We start from the raw sequence: 20244 nt of genomic DNA on the forward strand, positions 1-20244 counted from the left end.
TGTTCCAGCCACGGCCCCGACATTTCTCCGACAAAACGTGGATTAGCGAACTCGGCGGTACTAAAATTCACTTAACGAAAGTTTAGCTACCTCCCCTCCAGTCGTACCGGTTCGCTTGACGCTGCAGCGCCACCCACCGGGTCGTCGTCCGAGACCCCGCCATGACTTCCTCTGTTTCCCCCTCCCCGTCCTGCGGCGATGATGCCGTGGCCCCGCTGCTGCTCAAGCGCGGTGATCGCTTCCTCGCCCCCGATGTCTACCGCACCTGCCTGGACGGCCGTCCGGCGGTGGTGAAGGACTACTCGCGCTACCGCGGCACCCCGGTTTCGCTGATCGCCCGCCTGATGGTGCGCCGCGAAGCGCGCATCCTGCAGCGCCTGGGTGGCTGGAAGCATGCCCCGGCCCTGCTTGGCACCCTCGGCGGCCTCGCCCTGGGCATGGAATTCATTCCGGGCCAGACGCTCAGCACCGCGCAGGCGGTGGGCAATGAAGTGTTCGACCAGCTGCAGCACGCGCTCAGCCGCCTGCACGCGGCCGGCATCACCCACAACGATCTGCACGGCACCAACGTGGTGGTGAGCGGCGGCGTGCCGGTACTGCTGGATTTCACCTCGGCCTGGCGCGCCCCGCGCTGGCTGCGCCGCAATCCGCTCAGCCGGCAGATGCGCCGCAGTGACATGAAGAACCTGCTGAAGATCCGCCAGCGCGTGACCGGCCAGGCGCCGAGCGCCGCGCAGGCCGCGCTGGTGGCCGACCCGGGCTGGGTCGCCGCCGTGCGCCAGGGCTGGAAGCGGTTCTACAAGTGGGCGAAGCGGTAGAGTCGACCGTTGGTCGACTGCCCTTCCATCCGCACCCGAAATGCCCGCGCTGCGCGCGATTGTCGACTGACAGTCGACTCTACCCAGCCGCGTCCAGACGCCACGCGGCGCGCTTACAGCGCGTCCGCGTCCAGCTCGCCGGTACGAATACGCACCACGCTGCCCAGGTCGTACACGAACACCTTGCCATCGCCGATCTTGCCGGTGCCCGCCGCCTTCACGATCGCCTCGACCACCAGCTCCACCTGGTCATCGGTCACCGCCACTTCCAGCTTCACCTTCGGCAGGAAGTCGACCACGTACTCGGCGCCACGGTACAGCTCGGTATGGCCCTTCTGCCGGCCGAAGCCCTTCACCTCGGTCACCGTGATACCGGTAACCCCACGCTCGGCCAGCGCTTCGCGCACGTCGTCGAGCTTGAACGGCTTGATCACCGCCATGACCATCTTCATCGTCGATCTCCTGTATTCCGGCGTGGAGGATAGCGCCTGAACGCACCCGGCGCGAAACCGCCGCCGCCTGTGCGGCCGCACGGGCCGGCAGTATCCTTATGCGCGAACGGCCTGCCAGGCCACGGAGTCCCCCATGATCGACCTGAACCACCTCGATGACCTTGCCCGCCGCCTGAGCGACCTGGTCCCGCCGGGCCTGCGCGAATCGCGCGAGGAACTGCAGGCCACCTTCAAGACCGCGCTGCAGGCCGGCCTGGCCAAGCTCGACCTGGTGACGCGCGAGGAATTCGAAGTGCAGCGCGCCGTGCTGCTGAAGACTCGCGAGAAGCTGGATGCGCTGGAAGCCACCGTGCGTGAGTTGGAAAGGCACGGCGCCACGCGATAGAAGAAGGCGAACAATCGGCAAGGCTCCTTCCATCTAAAGCTTAACTCCTGGATCTCGCCTCGCAGGGAGGCAAATTCGACGCTGCACACTCGCGTGGATGCCGATCTAGCAGCCCAAATGATTCTTGTTGCGCGCAGCAAACGAAAGATACGCCAGTCCTCCGCCGTGACATACCAATGGAATGCCGAAATATAACTGGATTTATAGAGCATGAAATTTCTAACAAAGAAGTACGGCCAGTATGCGACCTCGAACTCTCGGGGCACTGTCCAACTCATTCCCAACAATTGGGATGACTACTCCTACAAAACCCAGTTCGCAGTCCACTTAATTAGAGAGAACGGCGAGCACCTAGCTCTTGGTGATGTCAAAATCGGCTACCGGGGTCAAGCCCATGGCTGGACGCTTGATGCAATGGAAGCAACTTTCTCTAAGCTTTCAAAAGAGTGGTTTTCCATTGGGCTGGACGTAGATTTCTACAGCAAAATCTCTGAACTCAGAGAAGACGAGAAAGAATTTGTAATGACGGGCCTTCGCGATGTCGCTTACAGTGACACCGCACTGGCGGTGGCGCAGAGCGAGGATGTCTATGCCACATCCCTACTACGGGGAGTCAGTGAGCAGATCATAAGGACTCAATATCGAAGAGTCATTGAAGGCGGAGCCGTATTGACGAGCTACCGCTTTGACTACAAAGATCCGGGAGATGACGAAAGATCTCCCGTTGAGCTATCGTTCAACGTCGAAGCGGACTCGAAACCCCCTACCAATATTCACATTCTAATTGGACGCAACGGCATAGGAAAAACCACAATCCTGAATGGAATGGTTGCAGCGATACACCCCGACCATGCCAAGAAGAGCAGTGGCGAGTTCCGATCTCGCACGCGTGAACCAGGGAGTTTCGGAGCCACCACCGAACCACTTAATGGCTTGATCTCAATCTCATTCAGCGTATTCGATCCATTCATCCCCCCACCCGACAGCCTAGAAGCAACATCCGGGCCAAAATATGCTTACCTTGGGATGAAATCCCGTCAAGCTGATGGACTCGGAGTGCCGAAGGAACATGAAGAGGAGGGGCGCGCCAGTGGACTCAAATCAGAGCACGACCTTTTCGAAGATTTTGAGAGCGCACTTCTCGCCTGCATGTCTCAGACCATAAGAAGGAAGCGATGGTTGAAAGCCATCAATCGCCTTGAGTCCGACGATAATTTTGCGGCAATGCGACTCAGTCAGATCGCCACTGCTTTCGACAAGTATGGCGAAGAAGAGGCAGTTTCCATTGCGAGAAGGCGTTTCAAAAAAATGAGCTCAGGCCACAAGATCGTCCTGCTGACGACTACCGCCTTGGTCCATCTCGTCGAAGAGAAAACCCTGCTCTTGATGGATGAGCCAGAGAGTCATTTGCACCCGCCACTACTGTCGGCTTTCACACGCGCACTTTCCGAAATTCTTCACGATAGAAATGGAGTGGCAATTGTCGCCACCCATTCACCCGTAATGGTTCAAGAAGTCCCTCGAAGCTGTGTCTGGAAGATTGCGCGATCCGGTTTAGAGTGGCGTAAAGATCGGCCAGCCAGAGAAACCTTCGCGGAGAACGTCGGCGTTCTGACATCGGAGGTGTTTGGCCTGGAGGTTTCAAAATCAGGATTTCACGCATTGCTTCAGGAGGAAGTGGACCGAGGATTCAGCCTGGATCAGATCCTAGAAAACTTCGATGGAAAGATAGGTATGGAAGGGATATCTATCCTCGCTTCGATGGTCTCTTCACGGGACTCGACGAAGGCGGGAGGTAAAAATTGATCCTGTTGGAGAGGCCCGGAGTTTCGCAAGAAGTGGTACATCTAGCCTGTGTCTCAGGGATTAATGATGCCCCAACGAAAGTTAGATGCACACAGATCGCTGATTTAATGAAATTGGGCGAACGCGAGTACCTGCAGATGGCGGACGCCAGGGAGCTCTACAGAGCGCAACCTCACCCTCGTGGCGGAGACGGGAATCTTGTGCTCCTAGATGCTACAAGGGCCGACCTGAAATCTCTGTACTCGAAGCAAATGGTTCCAGCATCGAAGAGCGCCCGAATTCACTACGATTCCATAAAAATGTCCGCGAAGGGGAATATTTGCCCGTACTGCGGAGTAGGAAGCGTCGAAACTATAGATCACTTTTTGCCAAAGGGACGGTACTCCTGCTATTCGATTCTCCCCATCAATCTCGTACCATCATGCAGAGACTGCAATACCACCAAAGCTGATGATGTCTGCACTATGGAGAAAGCTTCGTCTCACCCCTACTTCGAGGATTCCGCCGTAATGACGGAACAGTGGCTTCGGGCAGAAATCGTTGAAACGGATGAGATTCTTGCTATCTACTCGGCCTCCCCCCCTGCGGACTGGCCGGAAGAGCGAGCGAAGAGGGTAACGAATCACTTCAACGCACTCGACCTTGCTAGAAGATATGGCATTCAAGCTGCCACTAGACTGACCGTCTACGCCGAACTCATTTCCGACGTAAGGGGCAACGTGGGTGAAACCGCGATGATCAGCGTCCTGAACTTTTATGCCAAAGGGGAAGTGAAAGCAGGAGGTGTAAACTCATGGCAAGCGGCCTTAGCGAAAGCCATTATCGGCAGCGAATATTTCATCAGAGAGGGGTATAGACGTTTTACCGACCGGCATCAGCGAGCACGGTAATACTGAACACACTAAGATCCCACAATTCCGATAGTGCCTTCGAAACGGATGACCGGGCGTCGAAAGCCCTCTTTGTCGAGATGTTGTTTGCACTTGCCATTCGGCACCATCGCGCGCGGTGCTGGCAGGTACTCCGCCTGCCGGCTATGGCGGGCGGTACATGGGGGTCTTGTAGTCGCTGGTAATGTCCTAACGGCCCGATTTTCGAGCCACGCATCGTCCGCCCCCCTAATCGGCGGCGGCTTCTAACCGCCGCGCGCGATCTAGGAAGCGCCATCGGCCGCCGCCGCGCGTGATCCCAGCAGCTTCGTGGCCGTGCGAAGCCCTGGCCCGAACGTCAAGCGCTGTGCAGGTGGCAAATCGTCTTGGCCGGTGCCAACTGCGCCCTGACGGGCCAGCGCATCGTGCACGAGCTGCTGCTGGCACCGGAGCGAACACCCTAGAATGCGAGCCCGATCGTTACGTGGGCGACCGTGTGATGGAGGGTCTGGTGATGGCCGATATCGCGTTGACGGCGTTCATCCACGAACGCTTGCGCCCACGGGGGTAAGCGAGTGAAGAGGACCGCGTTGACCTCGGTTGCGGCATGTATCGTGCTGCTTGGCACCGTGTGGCCCGCGCCAGCGAGCGAACAGGTGTGGTCGTATCAGAAAGTCCGCTTGACAGCGGTCGTCCATCGAAGTCCAGCGCTGGCATGCTCTGCGCCAGGGCATCCACTAGTTCCTCCTTCAGCCCGCCACGCGGATGAGCGTAGATGCTGGCATAGATTGGTTTGTGGCTGACGCGCTGAGTCCGGGCGTAAGCATGCATGCGGCGCATGCTTGGCAGAAATCTGCTGGGGCGACCAGAGGTACAGCAACGTCGTCTTCAATGCTTTGGAACCGCGCGCCTCCCTCGACAGCATCGTGCTCGCATACGCTGCTCCTGCGACGCTGATAGTTCCGCTGACGTGCCAGCGTATCAGCGTGATCGTCATCCTTCCCGTCGCCGAAGCTGACAGGACAGCATGGACGAGCTGCGACTTGGCCGCTGGGCAGCGGAACGAATGCCTGCGCCGTGGCTGATCTCGATCTGGAGCAGTGCGCGATCCTGGGAGTTCAAGTGACTGTACTTTCTTGCCATGCGAGCATGCCTACGCTACAGCGTGGTTTTATACCCGGAACTTGCGTCTAAGCATTCTCCAGCACCTAGATGTACTGAATGGCTTCGCCATCAAGGCGCTGGCTCAACGCTGTATTCTGGGCCAAGCTATCGCTTTCCCTCTTAAACAAATTTACGAAGGACCAGCGTATGCGTATGAAACACACGCGCCGTTTCGCCGAGGCTCTGGGAAGCTGGATGCACTTTGAGGCGTGCTGTTTCAGGGCCGGGCTCTTTTCGGAAAGTTCCTTCAAGGCTGCGATAGGGAGCGTCGCGAGTTCTCTGCATGGGGATCACAAGGCAGCTCGTGTGCATGCAGACTACCCCTTGGGTGCAATCCAGCGCGTGCCAGATGCAGGAAAAGCGAGTGGGGGAGGTCGGAGGCGAAATGTGGATTTTGCGCTTATATATGACGACAAGCGAATGCCCGCATCTGAACCACAGGTTCTGATCGAGGCAAAATGGGCTGGCTCTTCGCACTGCTCTGTGTCGAACGTAGTGGCAGACTTCGTGAGGCTTAGTCTGATGAAAAGAGCACACCCAGAAGCCGTCTGCCTGTTTGTTCTAGCGGGGCACTCCACGAACATAGATGCCGTGCTGTCACGACGTCCATTTACAGGCGAAGGCCGAGACACACTCCCTATTGACGGCTCTGTTTCCTCAAGAAAATTCAAATTTCTTCATAGAAATACAGATCATCAGAAGGCATTTTCCGGACTCATCTCGGACTTTCATTCTGCAAATCTCAACGTACCTATTGGCTTTTCCACAACATGTAGCGGGATCTATCCGCCATCCCCAGCGAGATTCAAGGCGATAGCGTGGGAGGTCTTAGCGGCAGATCGGACCAACTTGAGCCGATCCGAGTGGCCAGCCCCCAAAAGCAACAAGAATGAGGATGGACTTAGGGAGAATATCTTGTAGCTTTGTTAACACCTGAATTGGACCAGCTAGGATTTAGCAGACAATTCAGAGGCATAATCAGTGGTAACAAGAGCGGCTTCTGTGTGTGGGGGAGCAAGTAATACACTGATGAGTTGAAGGCGGATGCGGTCAAACAGGCCACTAAAAGGGGCTTCTCGGTTGCGAAGGTTGCCTCGCGCCTTGGGATCACTTCCCAAAGCCTGTACCAATGGCTCCGGGATGACAAAAGCGAGGCGGTGGCGGGCAGGCGCGAGGGGGGCGATGTCGCCATCGTCCAAGGATTCAGCTTAGGACCGTTTCCTGAAGGCAGAGGTCGATCAACCTGACGATGCCATATCAGTCACCGCAACTGCGCCGGCCAAGCTTTCGTAGGCGGTGGTAACGCACGCCGCCTGCAGCGGCTTTGCGCGTTGGAGTCTGCCTTCCAGCATGAGGGCAGTCGCTACCATCGAGGCGAAACCGGTCCCACAAACTTCCCAGAATCCTCCTAGCCCTTCCGCCCGCAAACCCCGATGGTCGCCAGCCGTCCACGGGCGGCACCATCAAGCGCCCCTTCGCAGGAAACCACACATGAGCCTGGCGCTGGTCTACAGCCGTGCCCGCGCCGGAGTCGATGCCCCGCTGGTGCGGGTGGAAGTGCATCTGTCCGGCGGCCTGCCGGTCACCCAGATCGTCGGCCTGGCCGAAGCCAGCGTGCGCGAGTCACGCGAGCGCGTGCGTGCCGCCCTGCTCTGCGCGCGCTTCGATTTTCCGCAGCGGCGCATCACCTTGAACCTGGCCCCGGCCGACCTGCCCAAGGAAGGCGGGCGATACGACCTGGCCATCGCGCTGGGCATCCTCGCTGCCAGCGGCCAGGTCGAACCGCAGTCGCTGCTGTCCTACGAATTTCTCGGGGAGCTGGGCCTGACCGGCGAACTGCGGCCCGTCAGCGGCGCGCTGCCGGCCGCGATTGCCGCCGCCGAGGCCGGGCGCATCCTGGTGGTGCCGCCGGGCAATGCTGCCGAGGCTGCGCTGGCCGAGCATGCGGATGTGCGCGTGGCCCGCACCCTGCTGGAATGCTGCGCCGGGCTGGGCAACCCACGCCTGCTACCGCCGGTGCAGCGCGTGGACACCACACCGCTGCCCCTGCCCGATCTGGCCGACGTGCGTGGGCAGGCACATGCGCGGCGCGCGTTGGAAGTGGCCGCCGCCGGGGGCCACCACCTGCTGCTGATCGGCAGCCCCGGCTGCGGCAAAACCCTGCTGGCCTCGCGCCTGCCCAGCCTGCTGCCGGACACCGAAGAGGACGAAGCACTGCAGCTGGCCGCGATTGCATCGGTGAGTGGCGAAGGGCTGGACCCGCGACGCTGGCGGCAGCGCCCCTTCAGGGCACCGCACCACAGTGCCAGTGCGGCGGCGTTGGTGGGTGGCGGCAATCCCCCCTGCCCCGGCGAGATTTCGCTGGCGCACCACGGGGTGCTGTTCCTGGACGAGCTGCCGGAGTGGAACCGCAGCGCACTGGAAACGCTGCGTGAGCCCTTGGAATCCGGGCACATCCGCATCGCGCGCGCGGCGCGCAGCGTGCAGTACCCGGCGCGGTTCCAGCTGGTGGCGGCAATGAATCCTTGCCCATGTGGGTGGGCGGGCGACCGCAGCAACCGCTGCCTGTGTACGGATGAGCGCATTACCCGCTACCGCGCGCGGGTGTCAGGGCCACTGCTGGACCGGATCGACCTGCATATCAGCGTGGCACGCATGGATGCGGTGGAGTTAAGGGAAAGCACACCACTGGGCGAGCCGAGCGCGGTGGTGCGGGCGCGGGTGGAAGCGGCGCATGCACGGCAGCGCGCGCGGGGTGGGTTGAACGCACATCTGCCACCGGCGGCGCTGAGGGCGTGTACGCGGTTGAGCGAGGGTGATCAGGATCTGCTGGAGCAGGCGATTGAGCGGCTGCAGTTATCGGCGCGGGCGATGCACCGGATTCTGCGGGTGGCACGCACGATTGCGGATCTGGAGGCGTGCGAGGGGATCGGGACGGCACACCTCGCAGAGGCGATCGGGTATCGCCAGCTGGATCGGGGCAAGGCAGGAACATGAGAGTCTCCTGTCTATCCACCTCGCTGTTGATCGCAACAGCTCTCAACGCCCTGACCGAGCCACGCCTCGAAGTAGCGTCGGCTTATTGAAGGGCTCTGCCCTCACCCGGTGAAAGCGGGGGCGAACTTGTCTGATAGTGGAGAGTACAGACACAGCGCGAGGATGACGCCGTTCAGCAGAAGTGATGCTTCGTAGAACAGGGAGAACGGACGCGAAATGACATGAGGGGCGTCGGCAATCGTCAAGGCGCTCCACCCCACGGTAAAGACGAGGAATGCCCAAGGACTGAACTGGACAAAGAACGCCATGGCTGCGAGAGAAGCAAGATAGCCGACAACGACAAGCATCCGCAGGGCTGCATGAAATGGATGCGCTTTGCTGTACGCAACAACACGCTCCTTGATCCTGAGCCGTTCTTCGCGCAGGAGTATCGGAAGCGTCCTTGCACCACGTTCGTCAGCCACGATGCCACCCACGGTGACAATCATCGCCAGCAGTACAATCATGCGAAATGTAGTTTCAGTCATTGGATCTGCATCGTCTGAGGCCTGGCCCTGGAACTCCGTGGCTGCGTATTTTTCATGCTGTGTCCCATCCCTGGAGGATGCCAGACGCTAGCGTCGTCCCTCGGCGCGGGCCGTCTGCTCCTCTGCTCGCCTGGCCATCTCCAATGCCGCATCCACCTGTGGCAGAGCGGGATCCCGCACAGCAAACAGCCCAAGTGACGATTCGCGCGTGCGGTACGTTACGGTCAAGCCAGTGGGCAGGAGTCTGCCCGCCAGATGCACATCGCAATGCCTGATGTGCCTCGGTCCGCGCTCTGTCTGCAGTACAACGGAGAGGTTCGTGCAGAGGCGCCGGTGCGAGCGCCCAGAGGGCTCGTGCCTTGCGCTGTACATCACGATCCCGCTTCGGGTGTGCTCGACCCCGAGGGCGGAGGCCAGGACCAGGCCCGCGCCGTAGACGGTGAACACCCATGCGGCCCCCAGTGCCATCGGGAGCACCACCCATATCGGGGAGTACGGCGAACGCGCCAGCCTGCGGCTGCCATGAAGAGGTGAGTAAACGGCCTCGGGCCTGGGGTGCGCCCACACGGCGCAGAAAGTGGCTGCCACCGCAATGACGCCGCCGGCGTTCAGCAGTCCCCTGCTGGGTTGGAACTCCGGATTCACAAGCCCGATCACGCCCAGCAGCCCGGCAATCACAATTACCCACTCAACCAGCGATCCACGCATGGGCGACATTCTCGTCAGCCGCGGCTGCGGCGGGAAGAATGCTACCGCGACAGGCAGGCGTGCGTCGCCTGCCCTGGTTTGGATCCAGATGAATCAGCCAGTGCCCAGATGAGCCCCACCAACCCACCTCAGCCCGATGCAAACGGATTGATGTAACCGCGACGCGCCGCCAGTGTCACCGCATGCGTCCGGTCATGGACGCCCAACTTGCCGAAGATCGTCTTCAGGTGCGCCTTGATGGTTTCCACCGACAGGTGCAGTTGCGAAGCAATCTGCTTGTTCGCCAACCCATCCGCCACCAGCTGGAGAATGGCGATTTCCTTCTCGGTCAGCGGATCATCCAGTGCGTGCGCCGCCAGCTCGCACGCAATCTCGGCAGACACCGCACGACGGCCGGCATGCACCGCGCGAACCGCATCGACCAGTTCCGAGCGGATGCCGTTCTTCAGCAGGTAGCCCATGGCACCCGCCCGAATGGCGCGGGCGGCGTTCGCATCGCCCGGGTAGGTCGTCAGGACAAGGATCCGCGCCTTGGGTGAGAGCCGGCGTATCTCGGCAATGGCCTCCACGCCGCCGACGCCCGGCATCTGCACGTCCATCAGCGTTACGTCGGGCAGCAGTTGTCGGTACATCGCGATGGCTTCCGCCCCATCCGACGCTTCGCCAACCACCTCCATGTCCGCTTGCCGGTTGAGCAGCATGCTGATGCCATCGCGCACCATCGCATGGTCGTCAACGACGAGGACGCGTATGCGGGCAGGACTTTGGGGTGCGGCTTGCATCTGTAGCTCCTTACCGTCCGAAGCGTCCGAAGGGGCGCCGCTCGTCGCGCTTGTAGGCGATGGCGCCGGGCACTGAGAGTACGACTTCCGTGCCCCCGTCTGCGAGCGGCTCCACGCACAGGCGGGCACGCAGCTTCCGCGCACGTTCGGCCATGCCCACCAGGCCGAAGTGGCCGTCCCTGCCACCGCTGGCGGCGACGCCCGGCGCGATCCCCACCCCGTCATCGGCCAGCCGCAGGCCGAAACTCGAATCGAAGCGGATCTCCACCGCCACCCGTCCCGCTGCGGCGTGCTGGCGCATGTTGTGCAGCGCCTCGCCCGCGATGGCGGTGACCTCCTCCAGTGCCAGGGGATCCAGCCGGCGCGGCGAGCCATGGACCGCCATCGCCACCTCGACGGCGGGATCGAACCCCGTCTGCGCGATCAGGTCGCACATCACCTGCTCGATGTTGCCCTCCTGTTGTGTCCGCAGCTCCCGCACACGGTCGCGCCCCTCCGCGATCACCCGGTCGGCGGTATCGATCGCGGACACCAGCGATGCGCGTCCCGGATAGCCGGGCGGCAGATCATCCGCCGCCAGCTGGAAGCGAAGGGTCAGGGCCTGGATGGCCTGCAGCAGTGTGTCGTGCAGTTCGCGCGCGATGCGCTCGCGCTCCTCGACGCGCTCGGCCATCCTCAACCTGACGCTGCGCGCGACGGCCCGCAGCCGCAGCGAGTAGGCCAACCACAGCAGCACCACCAGTGCGACGCCGCACAGCAGCCGGAAGGGCCAGCTCTGCACGAACGTCGGGCGGATCCCGATGTCGAGCCGCGCGCTCTGCTGGCTCCAGACGCCGTCGTTGTTGGTGGCCATCACCAGGAAGCGGTACTGCCCCGGCCCGAGATTCGAGTACGAAACGGTACGCCGCGTGCCCGCGTCGACCCATTGCTCATCCACGCCCTCAAGCTTGTACTTGAAGTGGACGCGCTGCGGCACGGTGAAACTCAGGCCGGCGTAGGTGATGTCGAGGGTGCGGGTGCCGGCCGCCAGCGTGAGCTTCGTCGGGTCGCGCCAGGTGCGCCCCCCGCTTGAAAGCGCACGGATGGTGACGGGCGGTGCGATCTTGTTCGACGGCAGGTGCGCCGGGTCGATGTAGGCAGCACCTTGCCGGTTGAGGAACCAGATCCGGCCATCGCCCGCCAGGACGCTCTGCGTGCCGGCGAAACCGCCTTTCTGGACGGTACTTGCCAGGCCATCCAGCGCATCAAGCTTCGTATGGGGCAGCGGCGCCCGTGGATCGTCGAAGGCGCGATCGAAATCGACCGTGGCCACCTTGTACGCGCCCGTGCGGCTGAAAAGCCACGTTTCACCGTCCGGCGTCTGCTGCAGCGTCCGCACCCAGGTAATCCAGGGGAAGCGGCGCTCATCCAGCTGGCGCAGCCGGTCGCCTCGCATCCTCACCAGGCCGCTGCTGCCGCTCACGAACAGGTCCCGCGAGCCGGGAAGATTGCCGGGCAGGATCGCCCACGGCGTACCGATGCCGGTGGGGGCAAGCCGGATCGTCTTCAGGCGGTCCCCCTCCAGCACCGCAACGTCAGCCGGCACGATCAGCGCGAGGTTGCCGGCGGGCGTGGTGGTCAGGTCCCAGAGGTTGAGCTTGGCCAGCTCGCCCGACGCGCGGTGCCAGCCGTCCCCGTCGCGCCATATCAGCTGGCCGCTTGCGAGGCCGAGCCAGAGGCGTCCGCCCGCGTCTTCGGCGCAGGCAATCCTCCCCTCCTCGCCCGGGTAGCCCGGCCCGATCACCGCCTGCTGGCCGTGGAGCAGCAGCGTCTGGCTGCGCTGCACCAGCCACACGCCACCGTCGCGTGCCGGGCACATCGACACCTCATCACTGTCGAGGGCACGGATCGGCTTGGGGGCCGCTCCCGGCGGCGCAAGGAACAGGGTTCTCCGGGTGGCGACATACACGCTGCCATCGCGTGCCTTGGCCATCGTCAAGCCAAAGGCGGGATCCGCCGGTATCGCGGCCTCCTGGATCGCACTCGCACGACGGAACTGATCGATCCCGCTCTCGGTCGCGATCCAGACATTGCCCTCCCGGTCGACGAACGGCACGTAGCTGATGTCGGAGGTGAGGCCATTGATTTCCCGGAACGGATTCACGCTCCCGGCTTGCGTGGCACGCGGAGTGAAGGGATCCGCGATGTGGAATACGCCCACCGCGCCTGTCGTGCCCCACAGCCCGCCATCGTGGTCGAACGCGAAGGCGGCCCGCGAGGTGCCCGGCAAGGCCGGAAAGACGATGCCCCCCTTTGCAGGGGCACCGTCAGGACCGAACAGCATCCGGGTGCCGGCCGCATCGGAGGTCCACAAGGTGCCTTTGCGGTCGAGGGCGATCTTGGGCCGCCCGGACAACCGCACCTCCATGGTCTGGAACCGGTCTGCGCCAGGCGCCAGCAGGGCCAGCGTGCCACTCCCGCCGTCTTCCGCGCTCAGCGCGACCCATAGGCCACCATCCCGGGCCACGACCAGATCCATGATGTAGCCAGGGGGCAGCGCCAGCCTCTCATCCATGCGCTCCCAACCGGCGTCGCCCAGCCGTTGCAGCCGCTTGTCCAGGCCGAGCGAGGAGGCCCAGATCGCCCCGTCCGGCGTCTGCGCGAAGGCCGCCAGTCCTCGCGGAGGATCCGGCATGTGCATGTCCTGCAGGGCACCGTGCCGGTAGACCGCCACGCCACCGGTATCGCGCAGGCCCACCCACAGTTCGCCCTTCCTGTCGGTCATCAGCGCCGACGGCGATGCATGCCGTCGTCCCGAACCTTCGGGCCAGTCGATCTGCTCGAACGTCGCACCGTCGAACCGGTACAACGTGTCACCCGCGAACCACAGGTAGCCATCGGCCGTCTGCGCGATGCGCAGCACGCCATCCGGCGCGCCATCATCGGCGGCTACCCGCACGTGCTTGAACGGCGCAAACCCGGACGGCGAGCGCTGGGCAAGGCAGGCCGAGGCGAAGAACAGCGCGCTGATGGCCAGCAGCAGCGACAGCGCCGTCGGAGCGGTTCGGGACCGGGTCATTGCACTGTCACCCATTTCGCCTTGCCGGCAGAGACAGCGGGTCTGTCAGTCTGGCCAGTATTGGAGATAACCGAGGTTTCGACAATCGGTCCGCCCGCCTTCCCCAGGCGAGTTCAGGGGTGGATCGAGGAGAAGACGATGTCAGCAAAGCCGGCCCGGGTCGCTTCCCTTCGCCAGTCGCGCTGCAGCTCGCACGCCAGCTGGATCCAGGTGATGGGTCGGGCGCCGGCCTGCACGATCCGCTCCAGCCCGGCGCGATGCGCGGTGACCGACGTGCCACCCACCGCATCCACCACCGGGTAGACCTCGAAGCCCTCGTCCAGCGCATCCAGTGCCGGGAACGCAAGGCACACCTCGGTCCACAGCGCGACCATGATCAGCTTCCTGCGGCCGGTCGCCTTCACTGCGGCGACGAAGTCCTCGTCCTCCCACGCGTTGATCGAGGTGCGATCAACCGCTTCGATCGGGCCCAGCACGTCCGCCAACTGGTGGATCGTCGGCGTGTTGAGACCGGTGGCGACGTTGACGGTCGAAAGCACGATAGGGAGGCCGTAGAGCTTCGCTGCACGTGCGACCGCAACGACGTTCGCAATCAGTTCGCGGCGCTCCATCGATGTGATCGAGGCGACCTGTACCGGCTGGAAGTCGATGATCAGCAGTGCCGCGTTCTGCGGCGTCAGCAGGTGGTCCGTTGCAGGATCACGAATGACGTTCGGGGATGTCATGGCAACTCCTTCAGCGGTGCGCAGTGAAGTGCGTATCTGTCGGGCCGACACCGGTGATGTAGACCACCGCGGGGTCATCACGGGTCAGCGCGAAATGGGCATCATCGGCCGGCTCGGTGTAGAAGCTGCCGGCCGGCAGCTGTTTCAGGCGGTCCTCGGTCAACGCAGCCCCGTACCCGAAGTACCAGGTCCCGCTCACCACCACCGCGCTTCGCGCATCGCGGTGTGTGTGCGCCGCGATCCGGGTATGCGGCGGCACACGGATTTCGATGGCATACGGGCCGGGTTTGCTGGGGTCGCCCATCAGCACGGTGGTACGGATGCCGTCGACGCCGGAGGTGCCGGGCCCTGCGCCGCCCTTGCCGAGGCTGGCGATCTCGCCCGGTGTCAGCCGGGCCTGTCCGCTGCCAGCATCCGCATGCGCTGCCAATGCGATGGCAATGCCGCACAGCGCGGCAGCGATGGCACGCGCGTTCACTGTTTTTCCCCCAGGAAGGAGACGACACGGCTGACCGTGGCCGCGGGGTTCTCTTCCATGATCCAGTGCCCGGAGTCTGCGATGGTGCCTTCGGTTACGTCCGATGCCGCAGCACGCATCACCACGGCCATGGTCAGGCCGAACGACTTCTCGCCGCCCAGCGCCAGGACCGGCATGGACAGCCGATTGCCGGTCGCCAGCCACGCGCGGTTGTCGGTCGCATCCTGATCGAACGCAGCGAACTGCGCGAAGCCCGAGCGCATGGCGCCGGGGCGCGCGTAGAGGGCCGCGTAATGCTGGCGCGAGCGTTCATCGAAGCGATCGGGATGCGCGGAGAATTCGTTCCAGAAGCGATCCAGGTAGATCCGCTCGCGGCCTGCCACAAGCCGTTCCATGTCCGGGCCGCCAAACCGGAAGTGCCACAGCAGCGGCGTCTTCAGGATCTCGTCCCAGGGGCCCACGCCAGGCACCGGCGCATCGATCAGCACCAGCCGGCCGACCCGCTCCGGCTGCTGCGTGGCCAGCGCAAAGGCCACCATGTTGCCGATGTCGTGCGCGACGATGTCGTAGCGTTCAACGCCCAGCGAGGCGAGCAGCGCCTGCATGTCACGCCCCTGGTTCATCTTGTCGTAGCCACCGGCCGGGTGGGAGGAAAGCCCCATCCCCCGCAGGTCGGGCACGATGACCGTGTGCGTGTTTTCCAGTGCGGCAGCAAGGGGCGCCCACATGTCGCCCGTCTCGCCGTAGCCATGCAGCAGCAGGATGGCCGGCCCCTTTCCGCCAACGCGCACGTGCAGGTTCACGCCGTTCGCCGCCACCTCCCTGGCATGGAAGCTGTCGGGGAACGGGGGTACATCGGCAAGCGCGGGGGCTGACAGGCAGAGCGCCGCGAGCAACAGGATGGATCTGAACATGAGGCCTCCTTCGAGCCGAAAGGCTCTGCGACAGAGGCGATCAGTGTGGTGCTGGCCCGGGCGGGGCCCAATCCCAAGCTGAGTGCGGAGGGATACCCGAATGGGTAGGGGGTTGGTTGGGCGTGGGGTTGTGGCGGGTTATACGGGGGTGCCGCTGGCGCATCAGGGAAGCGGTGTTGAGGCGCTGGACATCGGCGGAGTGGCTGCTTTCGGCCAGAAGCGGACGCTCAACTCTGGAGGCAAGCCGACCGGGGGGCGGGCTCGGCTTGAATGAACTGTCAGGCCACAAGCTATGGGAACTTCACTTGCGACCCGTACACGACCTCACCAGCCTGGACTCGTAGCTCAACGTCCGCAAGGCGCTGATAGATCCTGCGCCAGTGCCGCACCCAATGCACCAATAGCGGCAGGCCGAACAGGACGTAGCTGACCGCCGCCAGGAAAATGGCCGCAGAAACCTCTCCAGGGCGTACCCAAAGCCATGCCGCGACCACGAAAGCGCTGAAGATGATTCCGCCGGCACCTGCGGCAAGAATTGATCGTAAACGCATGACCGATACGGCCTTGCGGACATCTGAGAGATCATCAAGCGAGATGCGATCAGAGCTGTCCATGCGGCTTGATTACCTGTTAGACGGACCCCGGAGTCCGGTTACACATTTACCCACAAAGCACCGCATGGCGGGCTCTCCCCTTGGTACAGCGCGATCCCAGGTCGGCCGGGTCCGGCTGACAAGCCAGCGTACAACCAGACCCAGCAGGCTCGATGGACAAGCTTGGGCTTGGCCAAAGCTTCGATCGAAGAGCCGTCAGCCCCCTCCCTACCTCAATGCACCGGGCCCAGAGTGCCGGGCATGCCCTTGCGCAGCACCGACAGATACCGCAGATACTTGCCAACAAAAACGCCGGTGAACCCACCGGACAACAGCAGATAAGCAGCACTGAAGCTGCCGTTGGCACTCAGCGCAGGCGACACCGCAAGCGCCACTTCGAACCCGTACTTCACCAGGAACGTGACCAGCAGCAGCGGCAGCAAGCTGTAGTCCGCACTGCGCCACAACCGGCCTGTCGCCTCATTCACCGTCAGCGTCGCGCGGCGCAGCAGCACCCAGCCAATCATCGCACCCGCACAGATGCCGGCCAGCCACTCGCTCCACGCCACCAGCGAACCGCCGTAGCGGTGGCTGATCGACCAGATGCCCCACACAGTGAACAGCGCCGGCACGATCGCCAGCCGCCGCAGCGAGGTCTGTCCTGGCCGCATGGCCGCGACGCCACGGGTGATGAGATACGCCAGGATCACCCAGACCCAGATCGGGGTGTGCGAGAGGATGGGCAGCAGCAGGTTCACGGGAGATCCTTTCAGTGAGTGCCCGCACGGAGGGCGGTGGGTGGCGCTCACTATTGACGGGCCGGACCCGCTGAACAAGTGACAGGTGTCAGCGACTGCTTCCTGGCCGGCGGTCGACGTCCTGCATGCCCATGCTGATCGCAGCTACCGCGCCTGAAGCTCTCCCAGGTCCAGATGCCTGGCATATGAGCGCTGGCTGCTGATCTGAACCACGCTGGTCTCGAATCTTTGGCCGTCCCTGCACTGGACGATGAAGTGGTAACCCTTGGGCTCGGGACCGGCTACGACCATCATGGGAACCGAGAACACGCGCCCGACGGGTGTCGACGAAACCACGTTGCCGCTCTCCCCGAGCATGCTCAGCTCGCAACCGAGCGCGCCATCATCACTCTGGCCTGTCGGCACGCTTCCCGAAACGCGCACGACCATATCGCCGCCGAAGCTTGCGCAACCAGAGAGCACAGCCAAACCCGCAATGGTAGCCATCGCATACTTCACTGTCGGCACTCCTGTTTGCCTGCAATGCATGTGTTGAATGCATCCGCGTTTGCATCTGCAGATGCGGCATCACTTCCGGATCTGTTTCCCCGGGCGGGGCCATTGCTCATGCACCCCGCAACATAGGCTATTGGAATCAGCGCTTCAAGGAATTACCCAGCGCCTCACCCAGCGCCCCCACCTTGTCCCCATACGGCGCACGCAGGCGCAGGTTCGACGCCCCATCATTGGCCTGCACCACCACCGCCTTGCGGTGGCTGAACTGACGGAAGCCATGCACGCCGTGGTAGGCGCCCATGCCCGACGCGCCCACGCCACCAAACGGCAGTTCTTCCACCGATGCATGCGTCATCACATCGTTGATGACCAGCGCACCGGACGTGGTCTGCTGGGTAAATGCCGCCTGCCCTTCCGCGGTGTTGCCGAAGTAATAGGCCGCCAGCGGGCGCGGGTGCGCGTTGATGTAGGCAATCGGCTCTGCGGCAGCAGCGTAGGACATGACAGGCAGCAGCGGCCCGAAGATCTCTTCCTGCATGATGTCCATGTCGTCAGTGGCGTTCAGTACCAGGTGCGGCGCGATCTTGCGGGTGGCCGCATCGAACGCGGGCTCGCCTGCCGGGGCCAGGGAGATGATCGCCGCGCCCTTGTCGGCCGCATCAGCCAGCAGGCCGACCAGGCGGTCGAAATGGCGCTGGCTGACGATGGAGGTGTAGTCCTCGTTGTCCTGCAGGGTCGGGAAGATGCGGGCCATGAACTGGCGCGCATGCTCCACCAGCGCGGCGCCGCTGCCCTCGGGCACCATCAGGTAATCCGGCGAAAGGCAGATCTGCCCCGCATTGAACGTCTTGATGGTGAGCGTGCGTTCGATGGCGGTCTGCAGGTCGGCATCGGGCGCCACCACCACCGGCGACTTGCCGCCCAGCTCCAGCGTCACCGGCACCAGGTTGTTGGCCGCCGCACGCATCACATGGCGGCCGACGGAGGTGCTGCCGGTGAACACCAGATGGTCGAACGGCAGTTCGCTGAAGGCCTTGCCCACCTCGGCATCGCCCAGCACCACGCCCAGCTCCATCGGGTCGAAGTAGACCGCGATCAGTTCGGCCAGCAGTTCAGAGGTGGCCGGGGTGAGTTCGGACGGCTTGATGAGCGCCGAGTTGCCTGCCGCGAATACGCCGGCCAGCGGGGCGAAGGCCAGGTTGATCGGGAAATTCCACGGGCTGATGATGCCGACCACGCCCAGCGGCTGGTGTTCGATGCGCGTCTGCATCCCGGCTACCGGTGCCTCCACGTCTTCGCTCTGCATCCACGTGCCCACATTGGCGGCGGCATGGTTGAGCGTGGCGGCGGTGGTGCCCACGTCCACCAGCAGCGACTGGTAGCGGCTGCGCTGGCCGAAATCCCTGGAAATGGCCTCAGCGATGCGCTCGCGCTGCTCCAGCAGCAGCCTGGCGGCGCGCTGCAGGCGGTCGCGGCGCTGCTCGAGCGTGGCCGGGCCCTGGGCAATCTGATGGGCGCGCATGGCCCGCAGGATCGTGTTCAGTTCAGTGGCGTGGGTGCTGGTATCCATCTGGGGCAGCCTCTTGGAAGACGTGGGGGAGGACGCGAAACCCCTTGCAGCACAAGGGCTTTCGCCATGGAAGAAAGGCTACGCCCCCTGCCCGACCCCGGCCAACGAGGCTTTCGATGAAGGGTCATAAATAATGTTATGGTCCGCCCCATGTCGCTCTCCCGCCTGCGCACCTTCATCGAGGTCTACCGCCAGCGGTCGATCAGTGGCGCCGCGCGCCGCCTCAACCTGACCCAGCCTGCGGTGTCACAACACATCGCCGGCCTGGAAGCCTCGCTTGGCCGCACCCTGTTCCATCGCCTGCCCAGCGGCGTAGAGCCCACGCCGGCCGCCGACGAACTGGCGGCCGATGTGGGCGACAAGCTTGACCAGGCCGAGGCCGCGCTGGCTGCTGCCCGCACGCGTTCTGACGAAGTGGCCGGCGCGCTGCATATCGTCGGGCACGCGGATTTCCTGGCCGAAGTGGTGGCCGCCGAACTGGTGCCGCTCATCAAGGTGGGCATGCGGGTGCGGCTGCAGACCGGCAGCACCAGCGTGGTCTGCCAGATGCTGCTGGATGGGTCGTGCGACCTGGGCATTACGGTCTACCCGCCCGAAGATGATCGGCTGCGTTGCGAAACGGTGCGGCAGGAGCCGCTGCTGGCGGTGGCTGCACCGGAAGTTGCGCAGCGCATCGCGGCGCGTGCGGATTGTGGTGCAGCGCTGTGCGAGGAGCCGTTGCTGGCCTACAGCCTGGATCGGCCGCTGGTGGATGCGTGGTTGCAGTTCAACCAGCTGGATGTGCGCCCACCGCTGCCTGCGCTGCTCGGGCAGGATCTGCGTGGGCTGCAGCGGCCGTTGCAGCTGGGGGTGGGCTGGACGGTGCTGCCGCACTATCTGTGTGCGGATGCGCTGGAGCGCGGAACGCTGGTGGAGATTGAAGGGCCTGTGGGACGGGCGAGGCTGGATTACTACTTGATGTGGACGGCGGCGGGGCTGAGGCAGCCGCGGGTGGCGCATGCGAGGCAGGCGTTGCTTTGGAGGTTGCGGGGTGGGGGTTTGGGATCGGTGTAGTTTTGCCAGTAATTGAGGTCTTGCTGGCTTAACCCACCGATGTCCACGTCCGGCCAGAAGCGGACATACCCACGGAGGCCTGCCGCACGTGG

General features: G+C 63.4%; 17 protein-coding genes and 2 pseudogenes. 7 read left to right on the forward strand and 12 right to left on the reverse strand.

Annotated features, from left to right (window positions below; genetic code table 11):
• Nucleotides 1-161 precede the first annotated feature (161 nt).
• Nucleotides 162-818 (forward strand): RIO1 family regulatory kinase/ATPase, encoded by a 657-nt coding sequence (locus C1926_RS10045; RefSeq protein ID WP_079223975.1) that lies wholly within the window; start codon nucleotides 162-164, stop codon nucleotides 816-818.
• Nucleotides 819-931: 113 nt separating this feature from the next.
• Here the strand turns inward: C1926_RS10045 and C1926_RS10050 are convergent, their stop codons facing one another.
• Complete coding sequence (locus C1926_RS10050; RefSeq protein WP_079223976.1) at nucleotides 932-1270, reverse strand: P-II family nitrogen regulator; 339 nt, start codon at nucleotides 1268-1270, stop codon at nucleotides 932-934.
• Between the two features lie 133 nt (nucleotides 1271-1403).
• On the opposite strand from C1926_RS10050, the gene C1926_RS10055 reads away from it, so the two are divergent.
• From C1926_RS10055 to C1926_RS10080, 5 genes and pseudogenes are all read left to right on the forward strand, one after another.
• Entirely contained in the window at nucleotides 1404-1655 is a 252-nt protein-coding gene (locus C1926_RS10055) for an accessory factor UbiK family protein (protein WP_108759075.1), read from the forward strand.
• A gap of 210 nt (nucleotides 1656-1865) precedes the next feature.
• A complete protein-coding gene (locus tag C1926_RS10060) occupies nucleotides 1866-3461 on the forward strand; it encodes an AAA family ATPase (RefSeq protein WP_108759076.1) in 1596 nt (531 codons plus the stop codon).
• Nucleotides 3458-4351 (forward strand): HNH endonuclease signature motif containing protein, encoded by an 894-nt coding sequence (locus C1926_RS21460; protein WP_159095071.1) that lies wholly within the window; start codon nucleotides 3458-3460, stop codon nucleotides 4349-4351. The genes C1926_RS10060 and C1926_RS21460 overlap by 4 nt, the downstream gene beginning before the upstream one ends.
• A 2177-nt stretch (nucleotides 4352-6528) precedes the next feature.
• A pseudogene (locus C1926_RS10075) lies at nucleotides 6529-6703 on the forward strand (transposase); the annotation flags it as partial.
• Nucleotides 6704-6985: 282 nt separating this feature from the next.
• Entirely contained in the window at nucleotides 6986-8491 is a 1506-nt protein-coding gene (locus C1926_RS10080; protein ID WP_108759079.1) for a YifB family Mg chelatase-like AAA ATPase, read from the forward strand.
• Nucleotides 8492-8592: 101 nt separating this feature from the next.
• On the opposite strand, the gene C1926_RS10085 is transcribed toward C1926_RS10080, so the two are convergent.
• The 11 genes and pseudogenes from C1926_RS10085 to C1926_RS10135 all read right to left on the reverse strand — a co-directional run.
• Entirely contained in the window at nucleotides 8593-8997 is a 405-nt protein-coding gene (locus tag C1926_RS10085) for a hypothetical protein (RefSeq protein WP_108759080.1), read from the reverse strand.
• A gap of 108 nt (nucleotides 8998-9105) precedes the next feature.
• On the reverse strand, nucleotides 9106-9726 hold the full coding sequence (locus C1926_RS10090) for a hypothetical protein (protein WP_159095072.1): 621 nt from the start codon (nucleotides 9724-9726) through the stop codon (nucleotides 9106-9108).
• Between the two features lie 128 nt (nucleotides 9727-9854).
• Nucleotides 9855-10508: a response regulator transcription factor gene (locus C1926_RS10095; RefSeq protein WP_108759082.1), complete on the reverse strand. Its 654-nt coding sequence runs from the start codon at nucleotides 10506-10508 to the stop codon at nucleotides 9855-9857.
• Nucleotides 10509-10518: 10 nt separating this feature from the next.
• Nucleotides 10519-13566 carry a sensor histidine kinase gene (locus C1926_RS10100; RefSeq protein WP_159095073.1) on the reverse strand — a complete coding sequence of 1016 codons (3048 nt, stop codon included), beginning with the start codon at nucleotides 13564-13566 and terminating at the stop codon, nucleotides 10519-10521.
• Nucleotides 13567-13679: 113 nt separating this feature from the next.
• Nucleotides 13680-14291, reverse strand: coding sequence for an isochorismatase family protein (locus C1926_RS10105; RefSeq protein WP_108759084.1), 612 nt, complete (start codon nucleotides 14289-14291; stop codon nucleotides 13680-13682).
• A gap of 10 nt (nucleotides 14292-14301) precedes the next feature.
• Nucleotides 14302-14769, reverse strand: a complete 468-nt coding sequence (locus C1926_RS10110) for a cupin domain-containing protein (protein ID WP_216822052.1) — start codon at nucleotides 14767-14769, stop codon at nucleotides 14302-14304.
• Nucleotides 14766-15683 carry an alpha/beta hydrolase gene (locus C1926_RS10115; RefSeq protein ID WP_108759085.1) on the reverse strand — a complete coding sequence of 306 codons (918 nt, stop codon included), beginning with the start codon at nucleotides 15681-15683 and terminating at the stop codon, nucleotides 14766-14768. The genes C1926_RS10110 and C1926_RS10115 overlap by 4 nt, the downstream gene beginning before the upstream one ends.
• A gap of 290 nt (nucleotides 15684-15973) precedes the next feature.
• Nucleotides 15974-16297, reverse strand: a complete 324-nt coding sequence (locus C1926_RS10120; RefSeq protein WP_108759086.1) for a hypothetical protein — start codon at nucleotides 16295-16297, stop codon at nucleotides 15974-15976.
• Between the two features lie 212 nt (nucleotides 16298-16509).
• Nucleotides 16510-17034: a DUF6622 family protein gene (locus C1926_RS10125; protein ID WP_108759087.1), complete on the reverse strand. Its 525-nt coding sequence runs from the start codon at nucleotides 17032-17034 to the stop codon at nucleotides 16510-16512.
• A gap of 144 nt (nucleotides 17035-17178) precedes the next feature.
• Complete coding sequence (locus C1926_RS10130; protein ID WP_108759088.1) at nucleotides 17179-17532, reverse strand: hypothetical protein; 354 nt, start codon at nucleotides 17530-17532, stop codon at nucleotides 17179-17181.
• 136 nt (nucleotides 17533-17668) lie between these two features.
• Nucleotides 17669-19114 (reverse strand): annotated as a pseudogene (locus tag C1926_RS10135) (coniferyl aldehyde dehydrogenase); the annotation flags it as partial.
• Between the two features lie 135 nt (nucleotides 19115-19249).
• On the opposite strand from C1926_RS10135, the gene C1926_RS10140 reads away from it, so the two are divergent.
• Nucleotides 19250-20152, forward strand: a complete 903-nt coding sequence (locus C1926_RS10140) for a LysR family transcriptional regulator (RefSeq protein WP_108759090.1) — start codon at nucleotides 19250-19252, stop codon at nucleotides 20150-20152.
• The last annotated feature ends 92 nt before the right edge of the window (nucleotides 20153-20244 follow it).

Source organism: Stenotrophomonas sp. ZAC14A_NAIMI4_1 (assembly GCF_003086915.1).
Lineage (GTDB): Bacteria > Pseudomonadota > Gammaproteobacteria > Xanthomonadales > Xanthomonadaceae > Stenotrophomonas.

Bases quoted from the DNA above. Each gene is read 5' to 3' on its own strand.
- C1926_RS10080 (WP_108759079.1), top strand. From the start codon at position 6,986: ATGAGCCTGGCGCTGGTCTACAGCCGTGCCCGCGCCGGAGTCGATGCC.
- C1926_RS10140 (WP_108759090.1), top strand. From the start codon at position 19,250: ATGTCGCTCTCCCGCCTGCGCACCTTCATCGAGGTCTACCGCCAGCGG.
- C1926_RS10090 (WP_159095072.1), bottom strand. From the start codon at position 9,726: ATGCGTGGATCGCTGGTTGAGTGGGTAATTGTGATTGCCGGGCTGCTG.
- C1926_RS10085 (WP_108759080.1), bottom strand. From the start codon at position 8,997: ATGATTGTACTGCTGGCGATGATTGTCACCGTGGGTGGCATCGTGGCT.
- C1926_RS10050 (WP_079223976.1), bottom strand. From the start codon at position 1,270: ATGAAGATGGTCATGGCGGTGATCAAGCCGTTCAAGCTCGACGACGTG.
- C1926_RS10100 (WP_159095073.1), bottom strand. From the start codon at position 13,566: ATGACCCGGTCCCGAACCGCTCCGACGGCGCTGTCGCTGCTGCTGGCC.
- C1926_RS10095 (WP_108759082.1), bottom strand. From the start codon at position 10,508: ATGCAAGCCGCACCCCAAAGTCCTGCCCGCATACGCGTCCTCGTCGTT.
- C1926_RS10060 (WP_108759076.1), top strand. From the start codon at position 1,866: ATGAAATTTCTAACAAAGAAGTACGGCCAGTATGCGACCTCGAACTCT.
- C1926_RS10105 (WP_108759084.1), bottom strand. From the start codon at position 14,291: ATGACATCCCCGAACGTCATTCGTGATCCTGCAACGGACCACCTGCTG.
- C1926_RS10115 (WP_108759085.1), bottom strand. From the start codon at position 15,683: ATGTTCAGATCCATCCTGTTGCTCGCGGCGCTCTGCCTGTCAGCCCCC.
- C1926_RS10120 (WP_108759086.1), bottom strand. From the start codon at position 16,297: ATGGACAGCTCTGATCGCATCTCGCTTGATGATCTCTCAGATGTCCGC.
- C1926_RS10055 (WP_108759075.1), top strand. From the start codon at position 1,404: ATGATCGACCTGAACCACCTCGATGACCTTGCCCGCCGCCTGAGCGAC.
- C1926_RS10045 (WP_079223975.1), top strand. From the start codon at position 162: ATGACTTCCTCTGTTTCCCCCTCCCCGTCCTGCGGCGATGATGCCGTG.